Source organism: Chromobacterium sp. LK11, from assembly GCF_001043705.1.
Lineage (GTDB): Bacteria > Pseudomonadota > Gammaproteobacteria > Burkholderiales > Chromobacteriaceae > Chromobacterium > Chromobacterium alkanivorans.
Window position 1 is genome coordinate 1 of the sequence record NZ_LDUR01000022.1, and the last position, 25,954, is coordinate 25,954.

Below are 25,954 nucleotides of genomic sequence, written 5' to 3' on the forward strand. Positions count from 1 at the left end.
CATTCCGCTTTTTCGCTAGTTTTCGCCCTGTCTCGCCCTCGCTCGCGAGACTTTGGACAGGCTCTCAGGGCCGTGGCGGGCGGCCAGAACCCTTGCCGCTCGCAAAGCCCGCTATCAAAAACAGTCGCCTTGCTGGGGGAGTTGCATCTATTATTATGCTATCCCCCAGTATAGGATAAGAAGCATCATGAGCACGCACGCCTCGCACCCGGACATCATCAAGCGCCTCAAGCGCGCGGAAGGTCATCTGCGCAGCATTATCACCATGCTGGAAACGGAGAGGCCTTGTCTCGACATCGCCCAACAGCTTCAAGCGGTGGAAAGCGCAGTGGCCAATGCCAAGCGCACCCTGGTGCATGAGCACATCGACCATTGCCTGGAGCACGCCGCGATCCATGATCCCAAAGAGGCGATCCGGGAGTTGAAAGCGCTGACCAAATACCTGTAGGACTCTAAAAGGGTCTCCTCGCAGAGAACTTATTTATGCTGAATGTGCTTGCGAATCGAACTTATCGCCATCTGTTCCTGGCCCAAGTGGTGGCCTTGATCGGCACGGGCCTGGCCACCGTGGCGCTGGGCCTGCTGGCCTACGAACTGGCCGGCGGACAAGCCGGCGAAGTGCTGGGCACCGCGCTGGCCATCAAGATGGTGGCCTATATCGGCGTGGCGCCTATCGCCACCGCCTTCGCCAGCCGCTGGCCGCGGCGCACCATGCTGGTGGCGCTGGACCTGGTGCGGGCGGCGGTGGCGCTTGCCTTGCCCTTCGTCAGCCAAGTGTGGCAGATCTATGTGCTGATCTTTGTTTTGCAGTCGGCGTCGGCCGCGTTCACGCCGACCTTCCAGGCCACCATTCCCGACGTGCTGCCGGACGAGGAGGACTACACCCGCGCGCTGTCGCTGTCGCGTTTGGCCTATGACCTGGAAAGCGTGGCCAGTCCGATGCTGGCCGCGGCTCTGTTGTCGGTGATCAGCTTTCATAATCTGTTCGCCGGCACCGTGGTGGGCTTTCTCGCCTCGGCGGCGCTGGTGGTCTCGGTCGCCTTGCCCAAAGCGGCGCCGGCCATTCGGCGCGGCATCTACGACCGCACCACGCGCGGCATCCGCATCTACCTGGCCACGCCGCGGCTGCGCGGCCTCTTGGCGCTGAATCTTGCCGTGGCGGCGGCCAGCGCGATGGTCATCGTCAACACTGTGGTGCTGGTCCAGGCGGGTTTCGGCCTGTCGCAGCAAGAGACCGCCTGGGCTCTGGCCGCCTTTGGCGGCGGCTCGATGATCGCCGCGCTGGCCTTGCCGAGGCTGCTGCAAGGCGTTGCCGACCGCAGCGCGATGCTGGGAGGGGCCGGGGTGTTGGTGGTCGGCCTGCTGCTGGGAGGCTTGTTGAACAGTTACGCCTGGCTGCTGCCGCTGTGGTTTGTCCTGGGGCTGGGATATTGCCTGGTGCAAACGCCGTCCGGCCGCCTGCTGCGCCGCTCCGCTCATGCGGAAGATCGTCCGGCCTTGTTCGCCGCCCAATTCGCCTTATCGCACGCCTGTTGGCTGATCACCTACCCGCTGGCCGGCTGGCTGGGCGCCAAGGCCGGCCTGATGGCGACCTTCGTCATCCTGGGAGCGCTGGCCGGCCTGGCGGCCTTGATCAGCATGTGGATTTGGGTGGAGCATGATCCGGACCAGCTTTCGCACCGCCATGACGATTTGCCCGCGGATCACCCGCACCTGGCCGAGCATGAGGCGGACGAAACTCATGAGCACGTGTTCGTGATCGACGACTTGCATCCGCGCTGGCCAAAATCCTGAGCTTCTGATCCCGGGCTGACGATTGGAGAATGTCCCGGTTTAGCTGACGCGGCGGGGGATATTCAGGTGATGGGAAGTCCGTCCCCGGGTTTCCCATCGAACGGTTAGGCCGACTGATCCCGTTGGCGGAGCGCGTTTGTGTGAGGAGGGGGCAAGCGGCATTAGGTTGATAAGGTTCACGCGCAGCAAACGCCATCGCTGGAGCTGGCGTGGCGCCAGAGGCGAGCTCATGCCGACTCCCTTTCTGCGCGATGCCGCGGCCGGACGACATGCCCCGTGGCCGCATCCACATACCGGGCCTGAGGCGGAAAATCAAAACGACCGGGGCGTGATTCATGTAGCATAAGCGCTTCCGCGCCGCACGCGGCCGCCGGCGGGGCGCGCTGGAGCGGAGCCTGTTTAACCGATTGGGAACGACGATGCCGGAATACTCGAATCTGTTGGCTTTTGCGCTGGTCTCCCTGGGCATGGTGGCCACCCCGGGGCCGAACATGATGTATCTGATCTCGCGCTCCATCTGCCAGGGAAAACGGGCCGGGCTGATCTCCTTGTCCGGCGTGGCGCTGGGCTTCGTGTTCTACATGCTGTGCGCGGCGCTGGGCATCACCACCTTGCTGCTGGCCATCCCCTATGCCTACGACGCCTTGCGTTTCGGCGGCGCGGCTTATCTGCTGTATCTGGCGTGGCAGGCGCTCAAGCCCGGCGGCAGCTCGCCGTTTCAGGTGCGCGAACTGGCGCCGGACAGCGCCCGCAAGCTTTTCATGATGGGTTTCCTGACCAATCTGCTGAATCCCAAGATCGCCGTGATGTATCTGGCGCTGTTGCCGCAGTTTCTGTCCAAGGCCGGCGGCGACGTGCTGTCCCAGTCGCTCTTGCTCGGCTTCACCCAAATCCTGATCAGCGTCAGCGTCAACGCCTTGATCGTGTTGAGCGCCGGCGCCATGGCCGCCTTGCTTGCCAAGCGTCCGGTCTGGGGCGTGGTTCAGCGTTGGATCATGGGCACGGTCTTGGGCGGCCTGGCGGTCAGAATGCTGTTGGAGAAGCCGCGCTGAGGCGATTGAACGCTGGGCGGCGAGAAAATTAATGCGGCGGCCCCGTGGATGCGGGGCCGCCGCATTGCTTTCCGCCCAAGACGCTGCGCACAGTCAGTTCCGCTCGGCGCGGTGAGCATCGCCTAGGGCTCCACCCACCCTACGCGCGGCCGTTGGCCAGGGGTAGGGTGGGAGGAGCGCGGCGATTCCCACGCGGAGCTTGCTTGCAGAGGCTTGTGGCCGTTTGGGCGTGCGCCCAGCCGGCTTAAAAACGCGGAAAATATCGTGAACCGCTTCTTAAGCGGACCAGGCCTTACTGCAACACGCCGTTGACCGTGTAGCGCAAGGCGCCGCTCGCCGCGGGCACCGTCTTGCTGGCCAGCGATTTGCCGCCGCACACCACTTTCACGTTTTGCGGCTGCAAGGCGCTGGGCACGTTGACGTGGAATTTGTTCATCACCTCGCCGTTGACGCGCGCGCTTTGCAGCTTGTACTTCAGCTGCCCGCTGGCGGTGTCCACCTGCAACTGGCATTGCGCGGGGGACGCCGACGCGCCGTCATCCGGGTAGCTATAGCCGTAAGCGCCGCGCAGGGCCGGGTAAACATAGGAGGGGAGCTTCATCTCCGGGTCGTAATACCCCAGCAAGGTGGTGACCGGCACGCCAAAGCGTTGCGGCTTGCGCTCTGTTTCAATGGACTGCGTCTTGAGCCACTGCCGGCCGTCGGACACGAAGTGGTTGTCCCCGCTCTGGCCCGCCACTGGGAAGGTCTGGCCCGGAGCCTGCAGGCTGGTGGCGTAGGTGGCGCGGCTGTTGATGGTGATGAACTTGCCCTTGTTGGCGGCGCTGGCCGCCGGCGCCTTGACCTCGCGGATCCAATATCCGTCCTCCATCTTGATCAGCGCGCGGTCGGCCTGGCCCAGAACCTCGGCGAGATAGGCCTCGCTCAGCTTTTCCAGCGGCACGGTCGTCGTGTCCGGCGAGATCAGGTGACGGTAGGTGTCCATGCTCTGAGTGGACGCGTTCCACTGGCTGAAGCCGGTGGCCGAGGCGGAGTCGAACACCGGCTTGCTTTCCAGGAAGCGCTGGATCTGCTTGGCCGCATAGGGCGTATACAGGGTGAAGCGGTTGACGGCGCTCATCGGGCTGCCGCCGGCCATGGCGTCCAGGCCGTAACTGCGCCCGGCGAAGGGCGACTGGCAGGGCTTGCCCTCCGGCATGCAGGTGTTTTGATTGCTGACGACGCCGCTGAAGTTGGGCAGGAAGCGTTTGAGGTCCGCGTCCCAGCCCCAGCTGGAGTTGATCGCGCCGGCGGGGCGGTGGACCGAGCCGTCGAAACCGCCGACATAATGGCCCAGGCCGTAGTTGTGGCCCACCTCGTGGCTGAATTCATTGCCCAGAGACTCGTCCAGCGTGACCACGCCGCCGCCGCCGGAGCCGCCGTGCACCTGCACGCCGTTGGCGTATCTGCCCTGGCTGTTGTGCGCGGTCAGCAAGGCGGCGACCAGGGGGAAGGCCGCCCCTCGGCCGGCGGTGCTGTTGACGCCGTAATTGGCGTAATTGATGCCGGTGGAAATCAGTTCCTTGCCGATGTCTTCCCGCATGGTGCCGGTGTGCCAGCCGCCTTGGCTGGGGTCTTGCTGGGTCAGCCGGGTGCCGTCCGGCAACATCACCTCTTTCAAATGGACGGGCGCGTACTGGGCCACCAGCAGCTGATTTAGCGGAGCGGTTTGCAGGTATTCGCGATGCGCGTCGGGATCGTTGGCGAAGGCGAAAGCCCCGCGCGGCTCCACCAGCATGCCGATGTCTATGGTGTTGATCTGCAATTGGGTGGCCGGGCCCACTTCAAGCTTGCTCAGCGCGCCGGATCTGGATTCGTGGCTGAATTGCAGGGACATGCCGGGCTTTATCCAGGCGGCCGGCAGGACGGCGCTCCAGAGGTCTTGCGAGTAGACGATCCGGTTGTTGTCCAGCTCTCCCTGGCGGAACCACTGGCCGTTGACGTATTTGAACAGCAGGGTGTCGCCGCGGCTGACGTCCACCGAGCGCGAGCTGTAGCGCACCGTGGAGCCGTAGCCGGCCTGGGACTGGAAGCGGATCATCTTGCCTTCGAAGGCGGGGTCGGCCGGCAGGTAGACGGTCTTGACCCAGCTGCCGTCGGCGGTCTGGATGTTCACCATGACGTTGGCGGCGAGCTTGCCGCGCAGGAAGGCGCCGTTGGGATCGTCGAGCTTGGCCAGATCCGCATTGCTGCTGATGGTGGTTTGAGCGCCCGACGGCGGAGTGAAGTCGATGCCGCCTTCCGGCGCGCCGTCGACGAAATACGCGGTCTTGGGCTGTTTGTCCGGCGGATTCAGCGACAGCGTGCCCAAGGTGGCGCCGCTCTTGTCCTTGACGGCGACCTGCAGCGGCTTGTTGGCGCTGATGGCCGAAATGGGGCGCAGCATCAGCAAGGCCTGGCGTCCGGCCACCAAATGCGGCTGGCTGTCTCCGGCGATGCCGGCGCCGGCCGGCATGACCTGGCTTTGGGCGAAGGACACCTCGGCCTCGAAAGCGCCGCTCAGGTCGTTGCGCGGCGTGACGGCGTTGAACGGCCAGGCGTTGGCGACGGCGGCATAGCCGGCGGCCTGTCCGGCCAGCTGTTTTTGCGCGTCGTCTTCATTACAGCCAAATAAAGAAACCCCGATAAGCAGACTTGGAATAATAGCTAGGCGCATGTTCTCTTGCCCTTATATGAATGAGGGTGGTTGACATTTTGGAACCATAGCCGCGCAGCTATCAGGAATGACTGGGCCTTAATCGGGAAGTTTCTGATTGGGTATTGTTTTCGTGAAAAATGCCAATTATTTTTAACGCCCAATATTGGTTTTAAAAATGACTGTATTTATGAGTTTATTTTGGAGGGGGTCGGTTTGGGAGGCAATTGGCGCCGGCAACTCTCCGCTGGTTTACGCTGCGGTTTGAATGTCCCGCGTGTTTTAAACGGCGAAGAGTCCGATGTTTTCGCTGAAATCGAAGTTTATGGATTCGGCTTGTTTGAATGGCGTTGAATTGAATCAAGATGCGGCATGAGCCGGATTGCCGCTGTCCGGTCAAATATCCGCAAGGCCGGGAGATGGAACGAGGGGGCCGCTCCCGGCGGCGGTTTTGGACTCAGCCCAGCTCCGGGTCCTGCTCCACCAGTTCCAGCCGCGCCACCACGGCGTGCGGCGGCAACAGCGTGCCGGGAGAGAGCACGGCGTTGGCGCCGATGCGGCTGTGGTCGCCCACCAGGGCGCCGAATTTCTGCGTGGGCAGGGTCCAGGCTTGCTGGCCGCAGCGCAGGGTGATGGTCTTGTCGCGGCGTTCGTTCCAGTGGTTGGCGATGACGGCGCCGGCTTCCATATTGACGTCCGCGCCCAGCACGGAATCGCCGACGAAGTTGAAGTGGGCCAGCCGCGAGTAGGGGCCGATCACGCAGGTCTTGAGCTCGGAGCCCGGCCCCACCGTCACGTCGTTGGCCAGCGCCACGCCGCCGCGCAGATAGGCGTGGGCGGCGACGCGGCAATTGGGGCCGATCAGCAGCGGACCTTTGAGGACGGCGCCGGCCTCGATCGAGGCGCTGCGGTGCACGGCGATGTCGCCGTCCACCGCCCAGTGCGCCGGGTCCAGCAAGGCGTTTTGCCGCGCCAGGCTGTCGGGCAGCCGGCCGAGCCAGTGCCACGGGGGCTGGGCGCGGTCCAGCCAGGGAAAGTGGGTGAGCAGGTCGGCGAACAGCTCGGCGGCGAGGGCGGAGGACATGGTTGAGCCTGTGGCGTGCGGGGATTTGTATTGTAGAGCCGGCGGCGCGAAGCGGCCAGGAGCCGGCCGCCGCGGCTTCAGATTTCGTACACCCAGCTGATGGAGTCGCCGGGGCGCTCCACTTGGGAGGACTCCAGGCTGAACAGCTCCATATTGCGCAGCGGCGGCGAATACAGATGCAGGGTGACCAGATCCGCGCCGTAGGGCTGGAGGTTGGAGATCTGGTGGATGTCCAGATGGCTGTTGACGGTCAGGCTGCCGGCCTCCAGGCGGTGGGAGCCCACCGCGTACACCTGGCCGTGATCGGTGCGTTCGAACACGGTTTCGGTGGCGGCGCCTTGCAGCACGCGCAAGCCGCACAGACTGCCGCGGTGATTGTGGATGCGGCTGCGCTGGGTGCTGCGCCAACACAGCAGCAGCAATTCGCACCAGGGGCTGAGGTAGATCTGGTTGCGGCGGTAGCGCTCGTCGCTGAATTGGAGGAAGGGTTGCAGGTCTTCCGGGCCCAGCTGCAGCGAATCGTGGAACAGCCGGATCTGCTCGATGCTCAGATTGGCCTGACAGGCGTCCAGTTGCCGCAAAGAAGCGGCCAGGCTGGGGCTGAGGGCGAAGGGAGGCTGCGCGGCCGCGCATAGCGTGTCGTTCATCGGTTTCTCCTTTGGCCGGCGCGGCCGCGGACAGTGGGTTCTGTCCGTCGGGCCGGAGCGCGGGCGGCGTTTTTCTGACTGGCCCCGCGCCGGCAAAGTTCGCGGCGGCGGGGCCGCGGCCATGATTTCGGTATAGCCGATGAGGTTCTGGCCCGGCTGCCTGAATGGGCAGGTGTCAGCCGTTTGGCGCGCCGGACGCTTCGCCGTGGCGCCGCAGCGCGGAGCGCGCGCGGCGCAGGCCCAGCGCGATGGCCAGCGCCAGCAGCGGCACCGCGGCGGCGGTGGCCAATTCCACGTTGAGCGGCAGGCCGGCGGCCTTGGCGCCTTTGAACAGATAGCCGATCAGGCCGGCGCTGTAATAGGTGATGGCGGCGATGGACAGGCCTTCCACGGTTTGCTGCAGGTGCAGCTGCATCGCGGCGCGGCGCTCCATCGAGGTGAGCAGCGCCTGGTTTTGCCGTTCGCGGCGGATGTCCACCCGGGTGCGCAGCAGCGCGGTGGCGCGGTTGACCCGCGCGGCCAGTTCGCGCTGGCGCGCGGCCACGGCGCGGCAGGTGTCCATGGCCGGGGCCAGCCGGCGCTGCATGAATTGCTGGAAGGGCTGCAGGCCGTGAATGCGGCGTTCGCGCAGCTCGGCGACGCGGCTGCGGACGATGTCGTAATAGGCGAGGGAGGCGTTGAAGCGGTGATCGGTGCGGGACAGCGCGTTTTCGGCGGCGCCGGCCAGTTCGGTCAGCCGGTGCAGCAGCTGAGGCTCGCTGTCGGCGCCGGCGCCGCTCATGGCGCCGGTGAGCTCGGCCAGTTCCTCGTCCGCCTTGGCCAGCTCCGGGGCGATGCTCTTGGCCACCGGCAAGGCCAGCAGGGCCAGCATGCGGTAGGTTTCCAGCTCCAGCAGCCGCTGCAGCATGCGGCCGGCCTGGCGGCGGCCCATGTAGAGGTCGGCCAGCAGATAGCGGGAAAAGCCGTCCGGGTGGATGCGGAAGTCGGTGTAGGCGCGGCCGGCGCCGTCGCCTATCTCCGCGCCCGCCAGTTCGTGGCCGTTGAAGCATTGCGCGGCCAGGTCGTCGATGCGCAGCGGCAGCGCGCCGGGCGGCAGCAGCGCGGCGTGGGCGGCCACCAGCACATTGCCGGGCAGCAGCGTCAGCCAGGCCGGCGGCAGGGCTTGCAGCGCGGGTTGGGCGAAGGGGCTGGATTCCGCGCCGTGGGCGAGGACGGTGAAGCTGGAGAATTCGCTGTGCCGTTCCCAGCGCACGCGTCCGAACGGGGCGTCCAGCTGGAACTGGGCGGCTTCGGGGTCGGGAAGGGGCTGTCCCAGCTGCTGCGCCAGTTCCCGGCACAGCCAGTTTTCCTGTTCGCGGCTGATGTGGCGATGCAGATAGGCCAGATAGCTGACCCGGTTGTCGGCGGCGATCTGCAGCGCCGGCCTGGGGTGGGCTTCGCGGTTGAGCTGCCGGCGTTGCGGGTGTTCGTTGAGACGGAGGCGGGGCGGATCGGAGAGTTCGGCTGTCATGACGGGCTCCGGTGGCGGGCTGGGCAGTCTTCAGCATAAATCGTTTTATGCTGCGATGCAGCATATTTTGACGCCGGATTATCCCGCCATGAATCAAGGGCGGCCGGGGCCGCCCTTGACGGGGATGCGGAGCATGCCGCCCGCAATGCCCGCCGCAGGCGCGGCGGGGCTGGAGCAGAGGGTCAGTCCGGCAGGTTCAGGGCCGCCGCGCCCTTGGCGTCGAACCAGGCCACGCCGCTGCCCAGCATGGCCTGGCCGTTGCGCACGAACAGATTGTGCGGCATCGGCTGTTTCAGCTGTTCCAGATAGGCCGCGGTGAAAATGCCGCTCCATTCGCTTTGCAATTGGCGGGCATTGGCGATTTGGCGGCTGCCGCCCTTGTGGTTGATCCGCAGCGGGAAGTGCACGTAGCGGCTGGCCTGCTGGGCGTCGCCGGCCAGCGCGGCGCGCTGGAAGCCCTGCACCCGGGCTTCGAAGGCGGCGTCGCTTTCCTCGGTGACGTCCTGATACCAGCGGCCTTCGGCGGCCGGCGACATATCGCCCATGCTCAGCGTCACCGGCAGGGTCTTGGCCTTCAGCGTCCAGTCGCCGTCCAGGCCCACGCTGTTGTCGAAGCTCAGCGGCTGGCCGTCGGCGCTGCCGTTGCTTTTGAAGCGCAGCTTGAATACGCCGCCGCCCGGTTCGCTCAGCTGCAGGGTTTCGCCTTGCAGCTTGCCGCGCAACGGAATGTCCTTCAGATAGCGGCCGTAGAAGTAGTGGCCGCCGCTGAAGGTTTTGCCGTTCTTCACCAGCAGGCTCATGCCGATGCGTTCCTGGCCCAGCGTGCCTTCCAGGTTGACGCGGTCGATGTCGTCGGCGGCGCGGGCCGCGCCGGCCAGGCCGGCGAGCAGGGAGGCGGCCAGCAGGCCGCGGGATGCGAGTTTGAGCGCGGTCATGGGATTGTCCCTCCGTTAGCGGGCGATGAGGCGTTTGCGGTAGCTGGCGCGGTCTATTTCCTGGATTTCCACGCACAATTGCACTTCCAGGCCCGACGGCAGCGCGGCGCTGTCGGCCAGCGCTTGCAGGCTGAGTTCGGACAGGCGCTGTTTTTCCTCGGGGCTGCGCCCGCTGAGGATGGCCAGTTTGGCGTGGATGAAGCCGCGCGGCAGGTCGTGGACGCCGATGCGGCAGGCGTCCAGCGCCACGGCGCGGCTCTTGATGTCGGCTTCTTCGAAGTGGCCGCTGGCCAGCAGCGCGCGGTTGATGTCCAGCAGCGCGTCCGCGGCGGCGAAGCCGGTCAGATTTCCGCTGTACTCCAGTGTCAGATGGGGCATGTGTGGGCCTGTGCTGTTGCGCCGCCTTCCGCTCGCTCCGGGCGGGCGATGGAAGGGTTTCGCGGCGGTCGATACGCCATTGTATTGCAATGGCCCGGCCTACCCAAGCCCGGCGCGCTCAGGGTTTTTTCGCGGTCCGGATCAGGCTCTGGATGTCTTCCGGCTTGATCACCTCGTGTTCCAGGCTGCGGCTGATCAGCTCCAGCAAATAGGTTTTCCTGAATACCGGGGAGCCTTCCCATTCACTGCCCGGCTGTCCAAGCACGCTGGACTGGGTAATGATGGCGGGTTCGCCGTCAATTACGTCCAGCGCGAATTCGTCTTCTGAAATTCTCATTTAAGCGGTTTCCTCTGCATTGCGCGATAGCGGGCCTGGCTTTGTTTTAATTGTTCTTATTGATATTTTTCTTCTTTTAAATTTGCGGGCCGCGAGTATCTTGCGCATGCCTCGAATGATATAGTGTTGCAAAATTATTATATTGTCTTTTCGCTTAAAAGAGTAGTGAAGGAATTACAGGAAAATATACGGACAAGAACAATGTCGTTTAAGGCTTGCGCCGGGTTTGGCGCTTGCGTTTAAAATGGGCGCGCAGGTTTGGATGTGAAATTAAAAATGGAATCGAAACGGATTTGGCTTATATGGAGGGCTGAATGAGCAGGGCGGTGTGGAAAGAGGAAGCCGAGCACGGCGCCTTGTTGAGCAAGGCGTCGAAAAACCTGGCGTGTCTGATGGGGCGCGCCGGCATCGACGCCGCGCAATTGAGCGAGGCGATAGGCCTGGGCGTGGCGACGATCAACAATATCAAGCGCGGCGTGGGCAATCCCACTTTGCTGACCTTGATGGAGCTGGCCCGGTTTTTCGATGTCAAGCTCAGCGATTTCGTGGAGAGCGATCTGGGCGGCGAGGCCGGCGACAGCCCTGCGGCCATGGCGGTGCCCTTGATCAAGTTCACCGAACTGACCCTGTTTTTTGACGGGATGATTATCGAGCCGGAACGGTATTTTGTGGACGCCGCCGGTTTCGACGCCGCGGACGCGTTTGCGGTGTTGCTGAACAATGATTCGCTGTTCCCCAGTTTTTCCCAGGGCAGCGTTTTCATCGTGGCTCGGCAGGAGCGCCCGGTGGACGGCGATGTGGTCTTGGTCAGCATGGCCGGCCAGCAGCCTTGCTTCCGCCGGGTATTCATCGACGGCGAGCATTTCCTGTTTTCAAGCATTTCCTTGATGCACGATTTGCAGCCTTTCGTATGCCGGGATTTCAAGGTGCTTGGCGTGGCGGTCAAGGCGATTAAGACTTTTAGCGCAGGATGAGGGTGTGGAACAGTTTAGAGTTTACGGTTTGATTGTGGGTTTGTCGGTAACCATCATGGTGGTGTGCGATTCGCTGGTGTACAAGACGCTGGACGTTTACGGCTTGAAGATCACCGCCAGCGGCATCGTGTTTTCGCTGTGTTATCTATTGTCCACGGTGTCCACCGAGGTGTACGGCTATAAATTGGGCGGCCGCACGGTGTGGATTCTGGTGGCCTGCCAAACTTTTTTTGTCTTGATCATCAATGCCTTCGCCTTGCTGCAGCCGGACAATAACGAGATCTCGAAACAGTATTATTTATTGTTCAACGAGTTTTGGCGGGTGATGGTGGGCACCTGGATTTCGGTGCCGGCCTCTTATTTCTGCAATGGCTTCGTGGTGTCGCGGATGAAGGTGTTTTTCGCCGGCCGCTTCTTTTTCATCCGCTACGTGATCGCGTCCATGCTGGCCCAGGCGGTATTGTTGATGACGGCTTATCCGATCAGCCTGTCGTCGCGCTATAGCGGCGCGGAGCTGGTCAACATCATCGCCACCACCTGGTCCTACAAGGTGTTCGTTTCCATCGCCTTGCTGCCGGTGGGTTATTACCTGGTGGGGGTGGTGAAGAGGATAGAGAAGACCGATTATTTCGACTGGAGCGTGTCTTACAACCCCTTGGCGGTGTTCAAGGAGGACGGCGAGGACGTCAAGAGGAACAAATACGCAATGGAGGAGGGGCGATGAGGGCCGCGCAGATTTCCGACACCCATTTGTTCGCCGAGGCCGGCGGCCAGTTGATGGGCTACGACACTTACCGCGAGTTCGACCGGGTGCTGAGCCAGCTGGAGCGGCGGCATGCGGCGGAGCTGGACGCCATTCTGGTCACCGGGGACATTTCCCAGGATGAGAGCGCGGCGTCCTACGAGCGTTTCGCGCGGCGGCTGGAGCGTACGGGGCTGCCGGTGTACTGGCTGGCCGGCAATCACGACGCCGCGCCGCTGGCGGCCGAGGTGCTGGGCCGCTACGACTTCATGCGGCCGCTGGAGCGGCTGGAAACCGCGGACTGGCTGTTGCTGGCGCTGGATTCGGTCCGGCCCGGCACGGACGACGGCCATATCGACGAGCGCGCCGCCGCGGCCTTCCGGCAAGGGCTGGCCGGCGCGGAGGCGGCCGGCAAGCGCTGCGCGGTGCTGCTGCATCATCATCCGGCGGCGGTGGGCACGCCGTTGCTGGACAGCTGCATGCTGCAAGACACGGAGAGGTTCTGGGAATTGATGGCGGAAACGCCCCGCCTGCAGCTGCTGCTCTGCGGCCATGCGCACGGGGATTACCGGCTGGAGGCGCGCGGCGTGGCGCTGGAGGTCTGTCCGGCCACCTGTTTCCAGTGGCGCAAGGGCACGGCGGAACTGGACACCGTGGACGCGCGCGGCTACAAGCTGCTGGCGTTCGACGCCGCCGGCTTCCGCAGCCAGACAGTCATGATCTAGCCCGGCGCCGCCCGGGCGTCAGCGCGGCCTGGCGCGTCGCAGCGCCAGCACCTTGCCCGCGCCGTCCGGCGCCGGCGTTTCCTGACGACGGGCCTCGGCCGCCGCGCGGCCGATGTGGGCGGAGACGGCGCGGCCCTTGAGGAAGCCGGTGGCGTAGGCGATCTTGCAGACCTCTTGCGGGTTCAGGTCCGCGAAATAATCGATGTTCCGGCAGATGCTTTCGCCGGAAAAGGTTTCGCTATTGCCGTGCAGGTGAATCCGGTATTGATTGCCGCGCAGTTCTTCCTCCACCTTGCAGCGTTTTTCCTCTTCTTTCCTGTTGCTTTCCAATAGCGCGATTTTTATCAGGTCCCGCGGCCTGATGGCGGACAAAATCTGATTGCTGGCCAGGATGTCGGCGTGGGAAAGCTTGACGAAGTCGTGGCTGCCGTAAAGCTTGAACAGGTAGAGATATTCCTTGGAGTTTTTCTTGAGCATTCGATCGCACAGCACCAATTGGTAGGGCGGATTGAATACGCTGATGATCCATTTTTTTATTCGAGTCAGAAAACGAGCTCGCATCGTGCATTACCCCTGCGTTTAACGCGAGCTAGTTTACCCAAAGCCGGCAAAAGGCGCTTGAGGGAATGTTTTTGGAATATCCCGGTTGTTATTGTTTCAGCGACGCGGAACGCTCCGTTTCCGGCGCCGGTTCTCGCAGCGGCAGAAACAGATCGCAAACGGCTTCGTTTTCCGCCACGTCCGGGTAGAAGCGGACGCGCTGCAGAAACAGCGGGAAATCGCGCGGGGTTTCGCCGCTGGCGGGCAGCCATTCCGCGTACAGGCGGCGCGCGACCGCGGCCAGCGCGTCGTCGGAGCCGATGTGGCGCAGCCGGGCGCAGCGTCCGGCGGGAATCAGCGCGGCGCGCACGCCCTGGCGGTTGGCGGCGATGTCGCCGGCGAAAGCCGCGCACAGGCCGAAGCGGTAGTCGTCCGGCGCGCACTCGTCCGGGTCGGCGTACAGCAGATTGTAGGTGGCGGCGGCGCTGGGCGGCAGGCGGTGTTCCCGCCGCCAGGCGATGAAGTCGCGCAGGCTGTCGCCCAGCAGCGCGGGGTCGCCGCGGTGCTCGAGCAGGGCCACCGGGGTGGCGGGGAAGTCGATGATGTCGACGGCGAACGGGGCGTGGCTGGACGGCATGGAGAGTCTCCTCGATTGGCGCAGGGTTTGCAGTTGACCATGCCAAGGCAGCCAGCGCGGCTGCCGCCGGAAGGCGGACGGCGTCTGGCCCGCCGCTTGCCGGAAGGCGCGGGCAAAAGCCTCCGGGCTGCGGTAGCCGCTGTCCAGCGCGATGTCCAGCACCGCGCAGCGGCGGAAGGCCAGCCGTTCTCCGGCGCGGCGCAGCCGGCAGAGCCGCACGTATTGGTGCAGGCTGAGGCCGAAGCGGGCGCGGAACAGGCGGTGGAAATGAAAGCGCGAGCAAGCCGCCACCCGGCTGAGCCGTTCCAGGCTCAAGTCGGCGTCCAGGTGGGCGTCGATATAGGCCAGCACCTTGTTCAGACGCGGGGCGGTGGTGTCTTGCGGCATGGTTTCCTCCTTGGCGCCGCCAGTCTAGCGCGGCCGCGCCGCCGCGCGCCTGACCGATCTTGCGGTGTTGGCGGGCGGGCTTAGCGCAGCGGTTTTTGCATCGCCACGCGCCGCTTCAGACCATGCTCCGCCTCGGCGCGCAGCAGGGCCAGGAGGAAGGGCGGGCAGTCGGCGGCGGCGAGGGTCTGGAAGCCGCGCCCCTGGTAGTAGGGCGCGTTCCAGGCCAGGTGTTCGAAGGTGGTCAGCGTCAGCCGGCTCAGGCCCAGGCCGCGCGCGGCGGCTTCCGCGCGCGCGATCAGCGCCGAGCCCAGGCCTTGCCCCTGGCGGCGCGGACAGACGTCCATTTCCTGCAGATGCAGGCTGTCTTCGTGGCGGCGCGCCAGCAGAAAGCCTTGCGCGCCGTCGGCGTCGGCGGCCACCCACAGCAGGCCGGCGGCGCAGGCGGCGGCTAATTCCTCCACGGGCAGCGCGTCGCCGGCCAGCGCCGGCGGCAGGTCTCGCGGATCGAAGTGGGCGGCGGCGGAGCGTTCGATCTCGGCCAGCCGGGCAAAGTCCGCCGGCGCGGCCGGGCGGATGCGGGCGGCGTCCATCTCAGCGCGCCTCCCGCCACAGGCCCTGGTAGTCGCGCGGCAGCCCGTCCGGGCCGACGCTGAGCTCGGCCTGGAACGCGCCCTGCCGCGATTCGTAGCGGTAGCCGAACTCGGACAGCCGGGTGTAGCGCTGCGGCAGCGGCGCCAGGGTCAGCGCCGGGAATTGCAGCCAGGCGGCGCTCAGCTCCAGCGCGGCGCCGATGTCCGGCCGGCCGCGGCGGATGGGCAGCAGATTGGTGGCCGGGGTGAAGGCCAGGTCGATGTCGACGCAGCCGCGCACCTGCGGCTGTTCCGCGCCGTTGAGCCGCCAGCGGCCTTCGGCGTCGGCCTCCAGCAGCAGGTCGACGGCGTCGCCGCCGCGGTAGCCATTGACCTCGACGCGGCGCGTGCTCCAGTCCGGCGCGCAATCCACCTGGTAGCGCAGCAGGCAGTTGAGCCCGTCTTCGACGAAGACGGCGCAGCCGCTGAGGCGCGGGCCGTCCGCGCCCTGTTCCAGCGCCGCGAAATCATGGCCGGAGGCGTCCAGCCGTTGCCAGACGATGGAGGAGACAAAGGTGGGGGACATGCGGCGGCCTTGCTGTTTTTATGATGGCGTATTTGACCGCATGGTCTGGCGTTTGTCCATGGCCGAGGCGTGGCAGACATTGAACAGGTTCTCAGATCGGCAAGGCGGCCAGCGCCTCGCCCTGGCTGATCGGAGCGTCGTCCAGCAGGCGGCGCGTCAGTTCCAGCTGCGCGTCGCCGTCGCGGGCCGCCAGCGGGTCGCGCGGCTGCAGCCGGTAGCGCAAGGCCAGATGGGCCAGGGCCAGCCGGCGATGGTCGCCGTCCGCGGCGCGGGCGCTTTCCCAGGCCATGAACACCGCGCTGGCGATGTGGTAGAGCGCGCTGGCGGCGCGGCGGACGTCCACGTCGTCGGCGGCGGCGAAACTGGCGGCGGCGAAGCCGGCCGCGCGGCCGAGCGCGTGGCCCAGCGCCGCTTGCGAGGCGGCGGGCAGTTCGGACTCGCTCAGCAGCCGCGCCAGATAGTGTTGCAGCACCGGCAGGGCGCCGTTGCGGCGCGCGGCGCGCGCCACGTCCAGCGCCACGATATTGCTGGTGCCCTCCCAGATGGAGCCCAGCATCGCGTCGCGCACGACGCGCGGGTCTGACCATTCCTCGATGTAGCCGCAGCCGCCGCGGATTTCCATGCCGTCCTGGGTCACCTGGCGCGCGTCGCGGCAGGCGCGGAACTTGATCAGCGGGGTGAGGATGCGGCTCAGCTGCGCGGCCTCGGCGTCGCCGGCCTGGGCCCGGTCCGCGCAGGCGGCCAGGTGCAGGAACATCGAGCGCGCCTGTTCGGCGGGCAGCAGCATCTTGATCAGGCTGCGCTGTATCAAGGGCATCTCGATCAGCGCGCGGCCGAAGGCCCGGCGATGGCGGGCGGTGTGCAGCGCCTCGGTCAGCGCCCGACGCATCAGGCCGGCGGCGCGCACGCCGTTGGACAGCCGCGACAGATTGATCATGGTGGCCATTTGCTGGAAGCCGCGGCCCACTTCGCCCACCAGATGGGCGAGGGCGCCTTCCAGCCGGATTTCGCCGCTGGCCATGGAGCGGCTGCCCAGCTTGTCCTTGAGCCTGACGATGCGGTAATGGTTGAGCCGGCCGTCTGGCAGCCGGCGCGGCAGCAGGAACAGCCCCAGGCCCTTGAAGCCGGGCGGCGCGCCGTCGACATGGGCCAGCACCATGGCCAGCCCGGCGTCCGGGTTGGAGCAGAACCATTTCTCGCCTTCCAGCCGCCAGCCGCCGTCCTGCCGATAGGCCCGGGTTTCCACTCGCGACACGTCGGAGCCGGCGCCTTGTTCGGTGATGAACATCGCGCCCTGGCTCAGCCGCGCGAAGTCCTGGGTCAGCAGCGCCGGCAGATACTGTTCCGCCAGCGCCGCGTCGCCGTGCTCCAGCAGGGTGCTGGTCAGCGAGTCTGTCATGCTCAGCGGGCAGCACAGGCCGAACTCCGCCTGCACCAGCAGATAGGTGAACGCGTATTTGGCCAGCCGCGGCAGGCGCTCCGGCCAGTCCAGCACGCCGGCGCGGTGGCTCATCGCCGCCAGGCCGTATTCGGAAAAGGCCAGCTTTTCCAGTTCGACGTAGGCCGGGTGCTTGTCTATGCGCTGGCTGTCCTCCCCGGCGCGGCTGCGCGCTTGCAAGGTGGGCGGATGCTTGTCGGCCGCGAGCGCCAGCTCGTCGAGGCGGCCGCCGGCCTCGGCGCCCAGCGCGATCAGCCGCGGTTCCAGGTGGCGGTACAGGTCTTGCGGCAGATAAAGCCGCAGCAGGCCGGCCAGCGAAGGGTCGCAGAGGAAGAGGTTGCCGCCGTGGCGGTCCGGTATCGCGCGCGAGTCTGTGGACATGATGGGCCTCGATGGGGGCCGCGGCAGCGGAGCCGCGGGCAGGGGGAGATGGCGGCCATTGTCGGCATAATGGAGCCAGGCCGGAAATACTGTTTTTGGCTGATGCGATACCGGGAAACTATCGATGGACGGCGGCGGGCGAGGGAGGCGAGGACGTGGATCTACGGCAATTGCGCTATTTCGTGGCGGTGGCGGAGGAGCTGCATTTCGGCCGCGCCGCCTTGCGGCTGCATATTTCCCAGCCGCCGCTGAGCCTGACCATCCGGCAGCTGGAGCGGGAGATCGGCGCGCTGCTGTTCGAGCGCGACAACAAGACGGTGGCGCTGACCGCCGCCGGCGCGGTGCTGTACCGGGAGGCGCGGCAGTTGCTGAGGCGGGCGGAGGAGGTGGCCGACATCGCCGCGCGCGCCGGCCGGGGGCTGGCGGGCCGGCTGCGGCTCGGCTTTGTCAGCGCCATGTTGTCGCGCGGCCTGCCCGAGGGCGTGCGTGTCTTCCAGCGGCAGGCGCCGGAGGTGGAGGTGGAATTGTGCGAGATGAACACCGAGGAGCAGATACGCGCGGTGGCGCGCGAGCAGATCGACGTCGGCCTGATCCATGCCGGCGCGCTGCCCGGCGAGCTCTCCCGGCTGGAGCTGCCGCGGGAGCCGTTTCTGTGCTGTCTGCCGCCGGGGCATCCGCTGGCCGGCGGACGGACGGTGCGTCTGGAAGGTTTGCGGGACGAGGACTTCATCCTGTTCCCGCGCGCCTTGTCCACCCATTACCACGACCGGATCGTGGCCCTGTGCGTGGCGGCGGGCTTCAGCCCGCGGATCCGGCACGAGCCGCGCCACTGGCACAGCGTCACCCAACTGGTGGAGGCGAGTATGGGGGTGGCGCTGGCGCCGGCCTCGCTGCGCGCCGCCGCGCCGCGCGCGGTTTGGTTGCCGTTGGCCGGCGCGCAGGCGTTTTCGGAATCCCTGTGCATCTGGCGGCGGCAGGCCGATCCGGCGGCGCAGCGCCTGATCGCGGCGATCGCCGGCGCGATGGAGGCCCAGGCCGCGGCGCGGGATCCGGCCTGAGCGGCGGTTTACCAGGCCTTGGCGGCCGTTCATCCCGCAAAACTTCTCAAGTGGCCAGGCTGGCTTGCCGCCGCTCCCGGCAATGCCACCACAGCGTGGCGGCCAAGGCCGTGGTCGCCAGCGCGCCGCCGGCAACGAAGGTGCTGGCGCTGCCGTGGCGGTCCCACATCCAGCCGGCCAACACGCTGGCCAGCAGCAGGCACAGGCCGCTGACCAGATTGAACAGGCCGAAGGCGGTGCCCTTCATGTCGGCCGGGGTTTCCTCCGCCACCAGCGTGGCCAGCAGGCCCTGGGTGAAACCCAGGTGCAGCCCCCACAAGGCGATGCCGGCCAGGGTGACGGCGACGGAGCCGGACAGCGCCAGCGTGGCGTCGGCCAGGATCAGGATCAGCAGGCCGACGGCCAGCAGCGCGCTTTTGCTGCAGCGGTCCGCCAGCACGCCCACCGGGTAGGCGGTGAGCGCGTAGACCAGGCTCATCACCACCATCACCAGCGGCAGCCAGCTCAGCGGCAGGCCGTGGCGCTGCGCCAGCAGCACCAGAAAGGCCTCGCTGAAGCGGGCCAGGGTGAACAGCGCGCCGATGGTGACCACCCACCAGTAGCGGCCGGAGAAGCGGCGCAGCAGCGCCAGGCGCAGCGGTGAGCGGAAGGGTTTGCGTTCGCCGCCGTCCGGCTCGCGGACGCCGGCCGCCAGCAGCAGCACCGCCAGCAAGGCCGGCAGGCAGGCCCACCACAGCACTTGCTGGATGTCGTCCGCCAGCCAGAACATCAGCGCGATGCCCAGCAGCGGCCCGGCGAAGGCGCCGCAGGTGTCCATGGACTGGCGCAGGCCGAAACAGGCGCCGCGGATGGCCGGCGGGGCGACTTCGGCCACCAGCGCGTCGCGCGGCGCGCCGCGTATGCCCTTGCCCACGCGGTCCATCAGCCGCGCGGCCAGCACGGTTTCGGCGCTGTGGGCCAGCGGGAACAAGGGCTTGCTCAGCGCCGCCAGGCCGTAGCCCAGCAGCAGCAAGCCCTTGCGCCGGCCCCAGTAATCGCTGATGGCGCCGGAGAACACGCGCAGGATCAGCGCGGTGGCCTGAGCCAGGCCTTCGATGACGCCCAGGGTCAGCGCGCTGACGCCCAGGGTGGAGACCAGGAATACCGGCAGCAGCGCGTGGATGATCTCGGAGGACATGTCCATGCACAGGCTGACCAGGCCCAGGGCCCAGATGGTGGCGGGGATGCGGGGCTGCATGCGGGTAGGCCTTTCTCGATGTGGGAATCCGTTCACGGCAGGCGCCACAGGCTGAGCAGCAGGCCGGCCAGCGCCGCGCCGGCGATCACCGGCATCACTTTGACTTGTCGTTGCAGCAGCGCCCAGGCCGCCAGCGCGGCGATGACGGCGGCAGCCCAGTCCACGCCGCCGCGCCAGCCCTGCGGCCACAGCACGTGCCAGCCGAAGAACAGGGCGAGGTTGACGATGACCCCGACCACGGCGGCGGTGACGGCGGTCAGCGGCGCGGTCAGCCGGATTTGGCCATGGCTGTGTTCGATCAGCGGGCCGCCGGCCAGGATGAAGACGAAGGAGGGCAGGAAGGTGAACCAGGTGACCAGCGCCGCGGCCAGCGCGCCGGCCAGGAACAGCTGCTCCGGGCCCAGCAGCGCCTTGGCGTAGCCGCCGACGAAGCCGACGAAGGCCACCACCATGATCAGCGGCCCCGGCGTGGTTTCGCCCAGCGCCAGGCCGTCCAGCATCTGGCCGGCGCTCAGCCAGCCGTAATGGGCCACCGCGCCCTGGTAGACATAGGGCAGCACCGCGTAAGCGCCGCCGAAGGTCAGCAAGGCGGCCTTGGTGAAGAACCAGCCCATCTGGGTGTAGCCGCCGTGCCAGCCGCAGACGGCGGTCAGCAAGGCCATCGGCAAGCTCCACAGCAGCAGGCCGGCCAGCGCGGCGCGGCCCAGCCGGAACCAGGAGAAGCGGGCGTGGGCCGGCGGTGGGGTGTGGTCGTCGATCAGCGCCGGGCCGTAATGCGCGTCCGCGCCGCCGTGGCCGCCGGCCTGGAACCAGCGCGGCCGCAGCCGGCCGGCCAGCGCGCCGATCAAGGCCGCCGCCAGCACGATCAGCGGGAACGGCGTTTGCCACAGCGCGATGGCGCCCAGCGAGGCCAGCGCCACGCCCCACAGCCACGGATGTTTCAGCGTGCGCTTGCCGATGCGCCAGGCTGCCTGGGCCACGATGGCGACCACCGCCGGCTTGACGCCGTAGAACAGGCCGGCGATCCAGGCCAGGTGGCCGTAGGCGATATAGACCCAGGACAGCAGCACCAGCAGGAAAAAGGACGGCAGCACGAACAGCGCGCCGGCGGCGACGCCGCCCCAGCCGCGGTGCAGCAGCCAGCCGATATAGGTGGCCAGCTGCTGCGCTTCCGGCCCGGGCAGCAGCATGCAGTAGTTCAGCGCGTGCAGGAAGCGGCGTTCGGAAATCCAGCGCCGGCGCTCCACCAGCTCCTGGTGCATGATGGCGATCTGCCCGGCCGGGCCGCCGAAGCTGATCAGGCCGAGCTTGAGCCAGAAACGCAGCGCTTGCCGGAAGCCGACCGGAGCGGGCGCGGCGGGGGTGTGGTCGGGCGGCATCTTCAGGCTTCCTTGGAGAACTGTTGATACAAGCCGTCCCAGATCGTGGAGGCGGCTGCCAGCAGCTGGTCGTCGTCGCTCAGCGCGGCGCGCAGGCCGGCCAGCACGGTTTCCACGCCGCTGGCTTCCGGCGGCGCCGCGCCGCCCACGTCCAGATAGTGGACCAGCTCCGCCAGCCGCCGCAGCGGCGGCGCGTCCAGGCCGAAGCTGGCCAGCAGCACTTCGAAACTGACCTTGTCGCCGACATGGGTGAAGGCGGCGCCGTCGAAGTCGAAACCCAGCGCGTCCGGCGGGCAGTCGCCGGGCGCGGCCAGCCACAGGATGCGCGCCTGCGGGTCGATGAAGCGGCGGATCAGCCAGGCCGAGGCCAGCCGGTCCACCCAGGGGCGGCGGCGGGTGGCCCAGACCCGGCCCTGGTGTTCGGCGACGGCGCGGCGCGGAATGGCCATTTGTTGGCTATGGGGTTCGCCGGGAGACAGCTGTTGCTGGATGGCGGCTTCCAGTTGTTGCAGCGCGGCCTGCGCCTGTTGCTGGCCGGCGCCGGGGAAGAAGTCGACGGCGGCGATGCCGGCCAGCGCCTTGCCCAGCCGTCGCCATTGCTTCAGCCTTTCGGCTGCGTTGTCCGGGTCCAGGCCGCGCCGTTGTTCCTCAATGTCTTGCCGCAGTTGCTGGTAATCGGCGTCGCGCTGGAACAGCGGCGGAAAGTCGCTGCCGTCCAGCGGCCGGCAGGCCAGCAGCCGGGCGACGCCGCCGTGCTGCTGAATGTCGGAGGCGATGGCTTCCAATTGCTGCAGCCGAGCGTTGCTGCCGGGCAACAGATAGGCGCCGTCGCGCAGCGCGGCGGAGCCGCAGGCTTTCAAGGCGCGCCAGGCGCGCATGCGCGCGGTGGCGTTTTCGGTGGGCAAAGAGGTGATCAGCAGCAGCCAGTCCATGATGCGCTCCATTTTTTGTAGAGTATTCTACAATTGTGTAGCGATCAATATATTTAATCTGGCGAAGCTGGCGAGTTTGGGTTCAAGCTTTGCCGGGGCTTGGTCGATAATGTAAGTCGGGCTCAACTAGACGGGAGACGAAGATGCAGCGATGGAAGCAATGGTCGGCCTTGTTGCTGGCGGCGGCCTTGGCCGCGCCGGTATTGGCCAATCCGCCGGAAGGCAAGGGCCAGGGGCATGGCCAGGGGCAGGGCAAGCACAAGGACAAAGACAGGGAGGCGTCGCCGGCGCGGACGGACAGGGATTTGGTGGCGGCGGGCATCAGCGCCGCCGCCGCGCGCAGGCTGGCCTTGGATTCCGGGGTGACCGGCTATAAATCGCTGCCGCCCGGCATGCGCAAGCGTCTGGCGCGCGGCAAGCCGCTGCCTCCCGGCATCGCCAAGCAGGTATTGCCGGCGCCCTTGCTGAGCCAGCTGCCGCGCCATCCCGGCTATGAGTGGCGGGCGGTGGGCGCGGACCTGGTCCTGGTGGCGGCCAGCGGCTTGATCGCGGATATTTTGCTGGACGTGCTGCGCTGAGCCTATCGACTCACAGGGCCTGGCGGTAGATTACCGCGTCCGCCAGCTCGGCCACCTGATCGTACAAGCGGCGCGCGACCAGGTTGTCGCTGGCGGTGCGCCAGTACAGCGTGGCGGCGCCGTCCGCGCGCGCCCGTTCCGCCGCCGCCCGCAGCAGCGCGCGGGCGACGCCGCCGCCTCTGGCCGCCGGCGCCACGTACAGGTCTTGCAGATAGGCGCTGTCCTGGATCTGGATGGTGCTGCGGTGGTAGAGCAGGTGGGCGATGCCCAGCAGCGCGCCGTTGGCGACCGCGGCCAGCCCGTGCACCGGTTCCGCCGGCGCGAGTAGTCGGCGCCAGGTTTCCCGGTCCACCTCCTCGGGCAGCGCGGTTGCGCCTACGCGGCCGTAGAAGGCGTTGTAGTCGCGCCATAAGGGCAGCCAGCCGGCGTGGTCGCCGGCTTGCAGCGGGCGGATGACAAACTCGGCCTCAGCCACGGCGCGGTTCCGCCGCGCCGGCGCCGGCCATGTGTTCCAGCCCGGCCAGCACTTGTAGGCTGGCGGCTTCCATCGCCGCCACATGCTCCACCGCGGCCCGACTGTCGCCGTCGGCGTGGGCGCGCAGCGCGTCCAGCGCGGCGGTGTGCACCTTGGCGTGCGGCGCTTCTATCTCGCGGAAGCCGGGCAGGTGGGCGAAGCTGGCGCGGCCTTCGCCCTCGTAATACCACTTGCCGAAGCGGCAGTGCTGGTGCGAGCCGAAGTGGCCGATGTCTTCGTCCGACAGGCCGAACATCACCTGGTAGACGCGGAATTTGTAGATCAGGTGGTCCATCTTGGCCAGTTCGCAGAAACCGCGCAGCGCGGAGGCGGCGATGCTGCCTTCCATGCTGGTGGACATGTCCAGCAATTGCTTCATGGTGCCGGCGGCGGCCTCGCCGTCCTGGCTGAAACCGGCGGCTTGTTCCGCCAATTGCTCCATCTGGCTGCGGCTGCCGGCGCTGTCGCCGCGGATCTGCTCCACCAGCTTGGCGATGTCGGCGGTGGCGGTGGCGGTGCGTTCGGCCAGCTTGCGCACTTCGTCGGCCACCACGGCGAAGCCGCGACCCTGCTCGCCGGCGCGCGCGGCTTCGATCGCCGCGTTCAGCGCCAAGAGGTTGGTCTGGTCGGCGATATCGCGGATCAATTGCACGATGCCGCCCACCTCCTGGGCGCGGGCGTCCAGCTCCCCCACTTTTTCCGCCGCGCCTTGCGAGGCGCCGGCCAGCTTGGACAGGTCGGCGGCGATCTGGTCTATGGATTGGCGGCTATGCAGCGAGATGCCCTGGGCGGCGACGGCGCGGTCTTTTTCCTGGCTCATCACGCTGGAGAGGGTGGCCAGCGATTGTTGGGTGTCGGTCATCGATTGGGCGAAGGCGGACAGATTGGCGATCAGTCCGCGCAGTTCCTGGTTTTTGGCCTGGCTCTGCGCCAGCTGGTTTTCCGCTTCGTCGGCGCGGGAGCGAGTGTGGCGCAGTTCCGTGCGCAGTTGTTCCGCTTCCTGCCTGCATTGCAACAATTCCGCTTGTTGTCGCGCGGTATCGGCCTTGTTCCAGAACCCCATTTCTATCTCCTTGTGACGCCGGCCGGGACGGACGAACTTGCATGTCGCCGGGTGATTTTAAATAAACGTTTAGCATTATCCGAATGCTGTCATGAATCTGCAATCATTTGTCTTGTTTAAATGTGGATGGTTATGACAAAAATCAGGGTTGACAATGATCTTGCCGCTTACTAAGGTATCATTTTGATACGTTACTAAAGGGGTGGTTATGCATTCCCGTTTCGATGCTTTTCGAGAGCAAGCGCTGGGCCGCCAGCTGGAGGCCTTGATCGATACGCCGCAACGTTATGTGGAATACGCGGCCTTGTCGCGCGCCGAGGTGCCGGCGGTGGCGGCCATCGTCCATGATGTGCGCCAGCTGTTTCCCGAGGTGGAGGCGGACGCCAGCGCGCGCCAGTTTTGCGGCGCGATGGTGGCGGAGGTGATGCGCCGCCATCATCATCAGGTGTTGCGGCCGCGCGGCCGGGTGCCGGGCGGCTACTTCACATACGGGGTGGTGTGGTCGGCCATGCCGCAACAGCTGGATTGGGCGCAGCGGCTGGAAGCGCTGCGGACGATGCCGGCCCAGTTGGCGGCGGCGCTGCGCGCGATTCCGGCCGCGGACTGGCGGCGGCGGCCGGACGGCATCGATTTCGCCGCGGTCGAGCATGCCTGCCACCTGCGCGATCTGGACCGGATATATTGCCAACGGGTGGCGCGGGTGCTGGCCGAGGAGATGCCGGAGATCGCCTCGGTCGACGGCAACGAGATGTCGCTCGAACTGGCGTATCTGGAGCAGGACGGGTCAGCGGCGCTGGATGATTTTGTGGCCGGGCGGCGGCATTTGCTCGCCGCCTTGGCCGGCGCGGAGCCGGCTCAGCGCGGGCGGCTTTGCCTGTTCGGCGGCGAGCGGCGGATGAGTCTGGAGGATCTGGCCGAGGACATGCTGCAACACGACCGCGCCCACTTGCTGGAGGTGGAGGAGTTGACGGCGGAATTGGGCGGCTTGCCGGACTGACTCAGGGCTGGAGATACCAGGGCTGGCGCAGCAGCGCGGGCAGCAAGGTTTCGCGCAGCTTGCCGATCTGCTGCCACAGGCAGCGCGCCAGCGCCGGATTGTCCCGGTGCCAGCGTTTGCCGAACACCAGGTAGTAGTCCTTGCGCGACAGCGGCGGCTGCAGGCGGACGACGCCGGCTTGCGGATGTTCTTCCACATAGCGGTCGCCGATGTGGTTTTGCGTGGCGTAGGCGGTGATGTGGCGCGCCTGCAGCTTGCGGAAATTCATCTCGCTGTCCTTGGCGGCTTCCACCCGGGCGCCCTTGGCGCGCAGATCGTCGGCGATGGACCAGCCGGCGTTGACGCCGATGGCGCCCAGCGCCGGCAGATTGTCGCCGTTCCAGGCCGGCGGCGCGCTTTTCAGCGCGTACAAGGAGTAGGCCAGCGTGGTCAGCCGGTAGCGCGGGTCCGGCTCGCCGCCTTGCATCGGGTAGTCGAAATAGGCTTCGCGTTCCTTGTTGTGGGAAAACATGAAGGCGGCGTCGTGCTGATCGTGCTGCATCTCGGTGAGCAGGCGCTTGCCCGGCAGCCGCGACAATTTGAGGGCTACCCGGCAGCCCTTGGCCGCCGCCTGCGCCATCTCCACCACCGCGCCGGGGTGGGGCGGCGTCTGATCGCCTTCGCCGCTCATATACGGGTCCGAGGCCACCGCGCCGTAGACCATGTCCAGCGTCGTCGCGGCCGCCGCCGCCTGCGTGGTCAGCGCGGCCAGCGCGGCCAGCCGCCATATCTGTTTCCAGCCCAATCCAAGCACCCATCGCTATCGC

28 protein-coding genes are annotated in these 25,954 nt (G+C 66.7%); 10 read left to right on the plus strand and 18 right to left on the minus strand.

The features are described 5' to 3' along the window. Positions 1-187: 187 nt before the first annotated feature. The 3 genes from VK98_RS14135 to VK98_RS14145 all read left to right on the plus strand — a co-directional run bounded on the left by VK98_RS14135 (position 188) and on the right by VK98_RS14145 (position 2,846). Positions 188-448 (plus strand): metal-sensing transcriptional repressor, encoded by a 261-nt coding sequence (locus tag VK98_RS14135; RefSeq protein WP_048414656.1) that lies wholly within the window; start codon positions 188-190, stop codon positions 446-448. Positions 449-483: 35 nt separating this feature from the next. Continuing rightward, positions 484-1,794 carry an MFS transporter gene (locus tag VK98_RS14140; protein WP_048414657.1) on the plus strand — a complete coding sequence of 437 codons (1,311 nt, stop codon included), beginning with the start codon at positions 484-486 and terminating at the stop codon, positions 1,792-1,794. A gap of 419 nt (positions 1,795-2,213) precedes the next feature. Beyond that, a complete protein-coding gene (locus tag VK98_RS14145; protein ID WP_048414658.1) occupies positions 2,214-2,846 on the plus strand; it encodes a LysE family translocator in 633 nt (210 codons plus the stop codon). Between the two features lie 292 nt (positions 2,847-3,138). Here VK98_RS14145 and VK98_RS14150 read toward each other — a convergent pair whose 3' ends face one another. Then, on the minus strand, positions 3,139-5,541 hold the full coding sequence (locus tag VK98_RS14150) for a M66 family metalloprotease (RefSeq protein ID WP_082159025.1): 2,403 nt from the start codon (positions 5,539-5,541) through the stop codon (positions 3,139-3,141). A gap of 30 nt (positions 5,542-5,571) precedes the next feature. On the opposite strand from VK98_RS14150, the gene VK98_RS23760 reads away from it, so the two are divergent. Beyond that, a complete protein-coding gene (locus tag VK98_RS23760; protein ID WP_156187878.1) occupies positions 5,572-5,874 on the plus strand; it encodes a hypothetical protein in 303 nt (100 codons plus the stop codon). Between the two features lie 103 nt (positions 5,875-5,977). Here VK98_RS23760 and VK98_RS14155 read toward each other — a convergent pair whose 3' ends face one another. The 6 genes from VK98_RS14155 to VK98_RS14180 all read right to left on the minus strand — a co-directional run bounded on the left by VK98_RS14155 (position 5,978) and on the right by VK98_RS14180 (position 10,411). Beyond that, a complete protein-coding gene (locus tag VK98_RS14155) occupies positions 5,978-6,604 on the minus strand; it encodes an LpxA family transferase (protein WP_048414659.1) in 627 nt (208 codons plus the stop codon). Between the two features lie 77 nt (positions 6,605-6,681). Next, complete coding sequence (locus tag VK98_RS14160; protein ID WP_053077394.1) at positions 6,682-7,251, minus strand: cysteine dioxygenase family protein; 570 nt, start codon at positions 7,249-7,251, stop codon at positions 6,682-6,684. Positions 7,252-7,426: 175 nt separating this feature from the next. After that, the gene (locus tag VK98_RS14165; RefSeq protein ID WP_048414660.1) at positions 7,427-8,761 is read right to left on the minus strand and encodes a DUF3422 family protein; all 1,335 of its coding nucleotides are present in this window, start codon (positions 8,759-8,761) and stop codon (positions 7,427-7,429) included. Between the two features lie 182 nt (positions 8,762-8,943). Then, complete coding sequence (locus tag VK98_RS14170; RefSeq protein WP_053077395.1) at positions 8,944-9,696, minus strand: hypothetical protein; 753 nt, start codon at positions 9,694-9,696, stop codon at positions 8,944-8,946. A gap of 15 nt (positions 9,697-9,711) precedes the next feature. Continuing rightward, positions 9,712-10,074, minus strand: coding sequence for a 5-carboxymethyl-2-hydroxymuconate Delta-isomerase (locus VK98_RS14175; protein WP_048414661.1), 363 nt, complete (start codon positions 10,072-10,074; stop codon positions 9,712-9,714). Positions 10,075-10,192: 118 nt separating this feature from the next. Beyond that, a complete protein-coding gene (locus VK98_RS14180; RefSeq protein ID WP_048414662.1) occupies positions 10,193-10,411 on the minus strand; it encodes a hypothetical protein in 219 nt (72 codons plus the stop codon). 314 nt (positions 10,412-10,725) lie between these two features. Between VK98_RS14180 and VK98_RS14185 the strand changes: the two genes are divergently transcribed. Genes VK98_RS14185 through VK98_RS14195 form a run of 3 tightly spaced genes read left to right on the plus strand, consistent with a single transcriptional unit; the run spans position 10,726 to position 12,852 of the window. After that, positions 10,726-11,385, plus strand: coding sequence for a helix-turn-helix domain-containing protein (locus VK98_RS14185; protein WP_048414663.1), 660 nt, complete (start codon positions 10,726-10,728; stop codon positions 11,383-11,385). 4 nt (positions 11,386-11,389) lie between these two features. Continuing rightward, positions 11,390-12,109, plus strand: a complete 720-nt coding sequence (locus VK98_RS14190; RefSeq protein ID WP_048414664.1) for a VUT family protein — start codon at positions 11,390-11,392, stop codon at positions 12,107-12,109. Next, on the plus strand, positions 12,106-12,852 hold the full coding sequence (locus tag VK98_RS14195) for a metallophosphoesterase (RefSeq protein ID WP_048414665.1): 747 nt from the start codon (positions 12,106-12,108) through the stop codon (positions 12,850-12,852). The genes VK98_RS14190 and VK98_RS14195 overlap by 4 nt, the downstream gene beginning before the upstream one ends. A gap of 18 nt (positions 12,853-12,870) precedes the next feature. On the opposite strand, the gene VK98_RS14200 is transcribed toward VK98_RS14195, so the two are convergent. From VK98_RS14200 to VK98_RS14220, 5 genes are all read right to left on the minus strand, one after another. Further along, positions 12,871-13,413 (minus strand): hypothetical protein, encoded by a 543-nt coding sequence (locus tag VK98_RS14200; protein WP_156187879.1) that lies wholly within the window; start codon positions 13,411-13,413, stop codon positions 12,871-12,873. Between the two features lie 88 nt (positions 13,414-13,501). Next, entirely contained in the window at positions 13,502-14,416 is a 915-nt protein-coding gene (locus VK98_RS14205; RefSeq protein WP_048414667.1) for a GyrI-like domain-containing protein, read from the minus strand. 80 nt (positions 14,417-14,496) lie between these two features. Further along, positions 14,497-15,006: a GNAT family N-acetyltransferase gene (locus VK98_RS14210; protein ID WP_048414668.1), complete on the minus strand. Its 510-nt coding sequence runs from the start codon at positions 15,004-15,006 to the stop codon at positions 14,497-14,499. A 1-nt stretch (position 15,007) separates the two neighbouring features. Next, positions 15,008-15,571, minus strand: a complete 564-nt coding sequence (locus VK98_RS14215; protein WP_048414669.1) for a putative glycolipid-binding domain-containing protein — start codon at positions 15,569-15,571, stop codon at positions 15,008-15,010. Positions 15,572-15,662: 91 nt separating this feature from the next. Continuing rightward, positions 15,663-17,390, minus strand: coding sequence for an acyl-CoA dehydrogenase family protein (locus VK98_RS14220; protein ID WP_048414670.1), 1,728 nt, complete (start codon positions 17,388-17,390; stop codon positions 15,663-15,665). A gap of 155 nt (positions 17,391-17,545) precedes the next feature. Here VK98_RS14220 and VK98_RS14225 point away from each other — a divergent pair, with 155 nt between their 5' ends. Next, the gene (locus tag VK98_RS14225; RefSeq protein ID WP_048414671.1) at positions 17,546-18,448 is read left to right on the plus strand and encodes a LysR family transcriptional regulator; all 903 of its coding nucleotides are present in this window, start codon (positions 17,546-17,548) and stop codon (positions 18,446-18,448) included. Positions 18,449-18,494: 46 nt separating this feature from the next. Here VK98_RS14225 and VK98_RS14230 read toward each other — a convergent pair whose 3' ends face one another. The 3 genes from VK98_RS14230 to VK98_RS14240 are packed head-to-tail and all read right to left on the minus strand — an operon-like array spanning position 18,495 to position 21,996. Beyond that, positions 18,495-19,685, minus strand: coding sequence for an MFS transporter (locus VK98_RS14230; protein WP_048414672.1), 1,191 nt, complete (start codon positions 19,683-19,685; stop codon positions 18,495-18,497). 32 nt (positions 19,686-19,717) lie between these two features. Then, positions 19,718-21,064, minus strand: coding sequence for a chromate efflux transporter (gene chrA, locus VK98_RS14235; RefSeq protein ID WP_048414673.1), 1,347 nt, complete (start codon positions 21,062-21,064; stop codon positions 19,718-19,720). Between the two features lie 2 nt (positions 21,065-21,066). Beyond that, positions 21,067-21,996 (minus strand): chromate resistance protein ChrB domain-containing protein, encoded by a 930-nt coding sequence (locus tag VK98_RS14240; RefSeq protein ID WP_048414698.1) that lies wholly within the window; start codon positions 21,994-21,996, stop codon positions 21,067-21,069. A 143-nt stretch (positions 21,997-22,139) separates the two neighbouring features. On the opposite strand from VK98_RS14240, the gene VK98_RS14245 reads away from it, so the two are divergent. Further along, positions 22,140-22,574 carry an anti-virulence regulator CigR family protein gene (locus VK98_RS14245; protein ID WP_048414674.1) on the plus strand — a complete coding sequence of 145 codons (435 nt, stop codon included), beginning with the start codon at positions 22,140-22,142 and terminating at the stop codon, positions 22,572-22,574. A 10-nt stretch (positions 22,575-22,584) separates the two neighbouring features. Here VK98_RS14245 and VK98_RS14250 read toward each other — a convergent pair whose 3' ends face one another. Further along, the gene (locus VK98_RS14250; protein ID WP_048414675.1) at positions 22,585-23,049 is read right to left on the minus strand and encodes a GNAT family N-acetyltransferase; all 465 of its coding nucleotides are present in this window, start codon (positions 23,047-23,049) and stop codon (positions 22,585-22,587) included. Then, a complete protein-coding gene (locus tag VK98_RS24440) occupies positions 23,042-24,151 on the minus strand; it encodes a methyl-accepting chemotaxis protein (RefSeq protein WP_048414676.1) in 1,110 nt (369 codons plus the stop codon). The genes VK98_RS14250 and VK98_RS24440 overlap by 8 nt, the downstream gene beginning before the upstream one ends. 208 nt (positions 24,152-24,359) lie before the next feature. Between VK98_RS24440 and VK98_RS14260 the strand changes: the two genes are divergently transcribed. Beyond that, on the plus strand, positions 24,360-25,148 hold the full coding sequence (locus VK98_RS14260; protein ID WP_048414677.1) for a DinB family protein: 789 nt from the start codon (positions 24,360-24,362) through the stop codon (positions 25,146-25,148). 1 nt (position 25,149) lies between these two features. On the opposite strand, the gene VK98_RS14265 is transcribed toward VK98_RS14260, so the two are convergent. Continuing rightward, complete coding sequence (locus VK98_RS14265; RefSeq protein WP_156187880.1) at positions 25,150-25,941, minus strand: transporter substrate-binding domain-containing protein; 792 nt, start codon at positions 25,939-25,941, stop codon at positions 25,150-25,152. Positions 25,942-25,954 lie beyond the last annotated feature (13 nt).

Bases quoted from the DNA above. Each gene is read 5' to 3' on its own strand.
- VK98_RS14205 (WP_048414667.1), bottom strand. From the start codon at position 14,416: ATGCCGCAAGACACCACCGCCCCGCGTCTGAACAAGGTGCTGGCCTAT.
- VK98_RS14155 (WP_048414659.1), bottom strand. From the start codon at position 6,604: ATGTCCTCCGCCCTCGCCGCCGAGCTGTTCGCCGACCTGCTCACCCAC.
- VK98_RS14160 (WP_053077394.1), bottom strand. From the start codon at position 7,251: ATGAACGACACGCTATGCGCGGCCGCGCAGCCTCCCTTCGCCCTCAGC.
- VK98_RS14140 (WP_048414657.1), top strand. From the start codon at position 484: ATGCTGAATGTGCTTGCGAATCGAACTTATCGCCATCTGTTCCTGGCC.
- VK98_RS14215 (WP_048414669.1), bottom strand. From the start codon at position 15,571: ATGTCCCCCACCTTTGTCTCCTCCATCGTCTGGCAACGGCTGGACGCC.
- VK98_RS14240 (WP_048414698.1), bottom strand. From the start codon at position 21,996: ATGGACTGGCTGCTGCTGATCACCTCTTTGCCCACCGAAAACGCCACC.
- VK98_RS14170 (WP_053077395.1), bottom strand. From the start codon at position 9,696: ATGACCGCGCTCAAACTCGCATCCCGCGGCCTGCTGGCCGCCTCCCTG.
- VK98_RS14200 (WP_156187879.1), bottom strand. From the start codon at position 13,413: ATGCGAGCTCGTTTTCTGACTCGAATAAAAAAATGGATCATCAGCGTA.
- VK98_RS14150 (WP_082159025.1), bottom strand. From the start codon at position 5,541: ATGCGCCTAGCTATTATTCCAAGTCTGCTTATCGGGGTTTCTTTATTT.
- VK98_RS14220 (WP_048414670.1), bottom strand. From the start codon at position 17,390: ATGTCCACAGACTCGCGCGCGATACCGGACCGCCACGGCGGCAACCTC.
- VK98_RS14195 (WP_048414665.1), top strand. From the start codon at position 12,106: ATGAGGGCCGCGCAGATTTCCGACACCCATTTGTTCGCCGAGGCCGGC.
- VK98_RS14210 (WP_048414668.1), bottom strand. From the start codon at position 15,006: ATGGACGCCGCCCGCATCCGCCCGGCCGCGCCGGCGGACTTTGCCCGG.
- VK98_RS14230 (WP_048414672.1), bottom strand. From the start codon at position 19,685: ATGCAGCCCCGCATCCCCGCCACCATCTGGGCCCTGGGCCTGGTCAGC.
- VK98_RS14260 (WP_048414677.1), top strand. From the start codon at position 24,360: ATGCATTCCCGTTTCGATGCTTTTCGAGAGCAAGCGCTGGGCCGCCAG.
- VK98_RS14180 (WP_048414662.1), bottom strand. From the start codon at position 10,411: ATGAGAATTTCAGAAGACGAATTCGCGCTGGACGTAATTGACGGCGAA.
- VK98_RS14245 (WP_048414674.1), top strand. From the start codon at position 22,140: ATGCAGCGATGGAAGCAATGGTCGGCCTTGTTGCTGGCGGCGGCCTTG.
- VK98_RS14135 (WP_048414656.1), top strand. From the start codon at position 188: ATGAGCACGCACGCCTCGCACCCGGACATCATCAAGCGCCTCAAGCGC.
- VK98_RS14175 (WP_048414661.1), bottom strand. From the start codon at position 10,074: ATGCCCCATCTGACACTGGAGTACAGCGGAAATCTGACCGGCTTCGCC.
- VK98_RS14185 (WP_048414663.1), top strand. From the start codon at position 10,726: ATGAGCAGGGCGGTGTGGAAAGAGGAAGCCGAGCACGGCGCCTTGTTG.
- VK98_RS14165 (WP_048414660.1), bottom strand. From the start codon at position 8,761: ATGACAGCCGAACTCTCCGATCCGCCCCGCCTCCGTCTCAACGAACAC.
- VK98_RS24440 (WP_048414676.1), bottom strand. From the start codon at position 24,151: ATGGGGTTCTGGAACAAGGCCGATACCGCGCGACAACAAGCGGAATTG.
- chrA (WP_048414673.1), bottom strand. From the start codon at position 21,064: ATGCCGCCCGACCACACCCCCGCCGCGCCCGCTCCGGTCGGCTTCCGG.
- VK98_RS14145 (WP_048414658.1), top strand. From the start codon at position 2,214: ATGCCGGAATACTCGAATCTGTTGGCTTTTGCGCTGGTCTCCCTGGGC.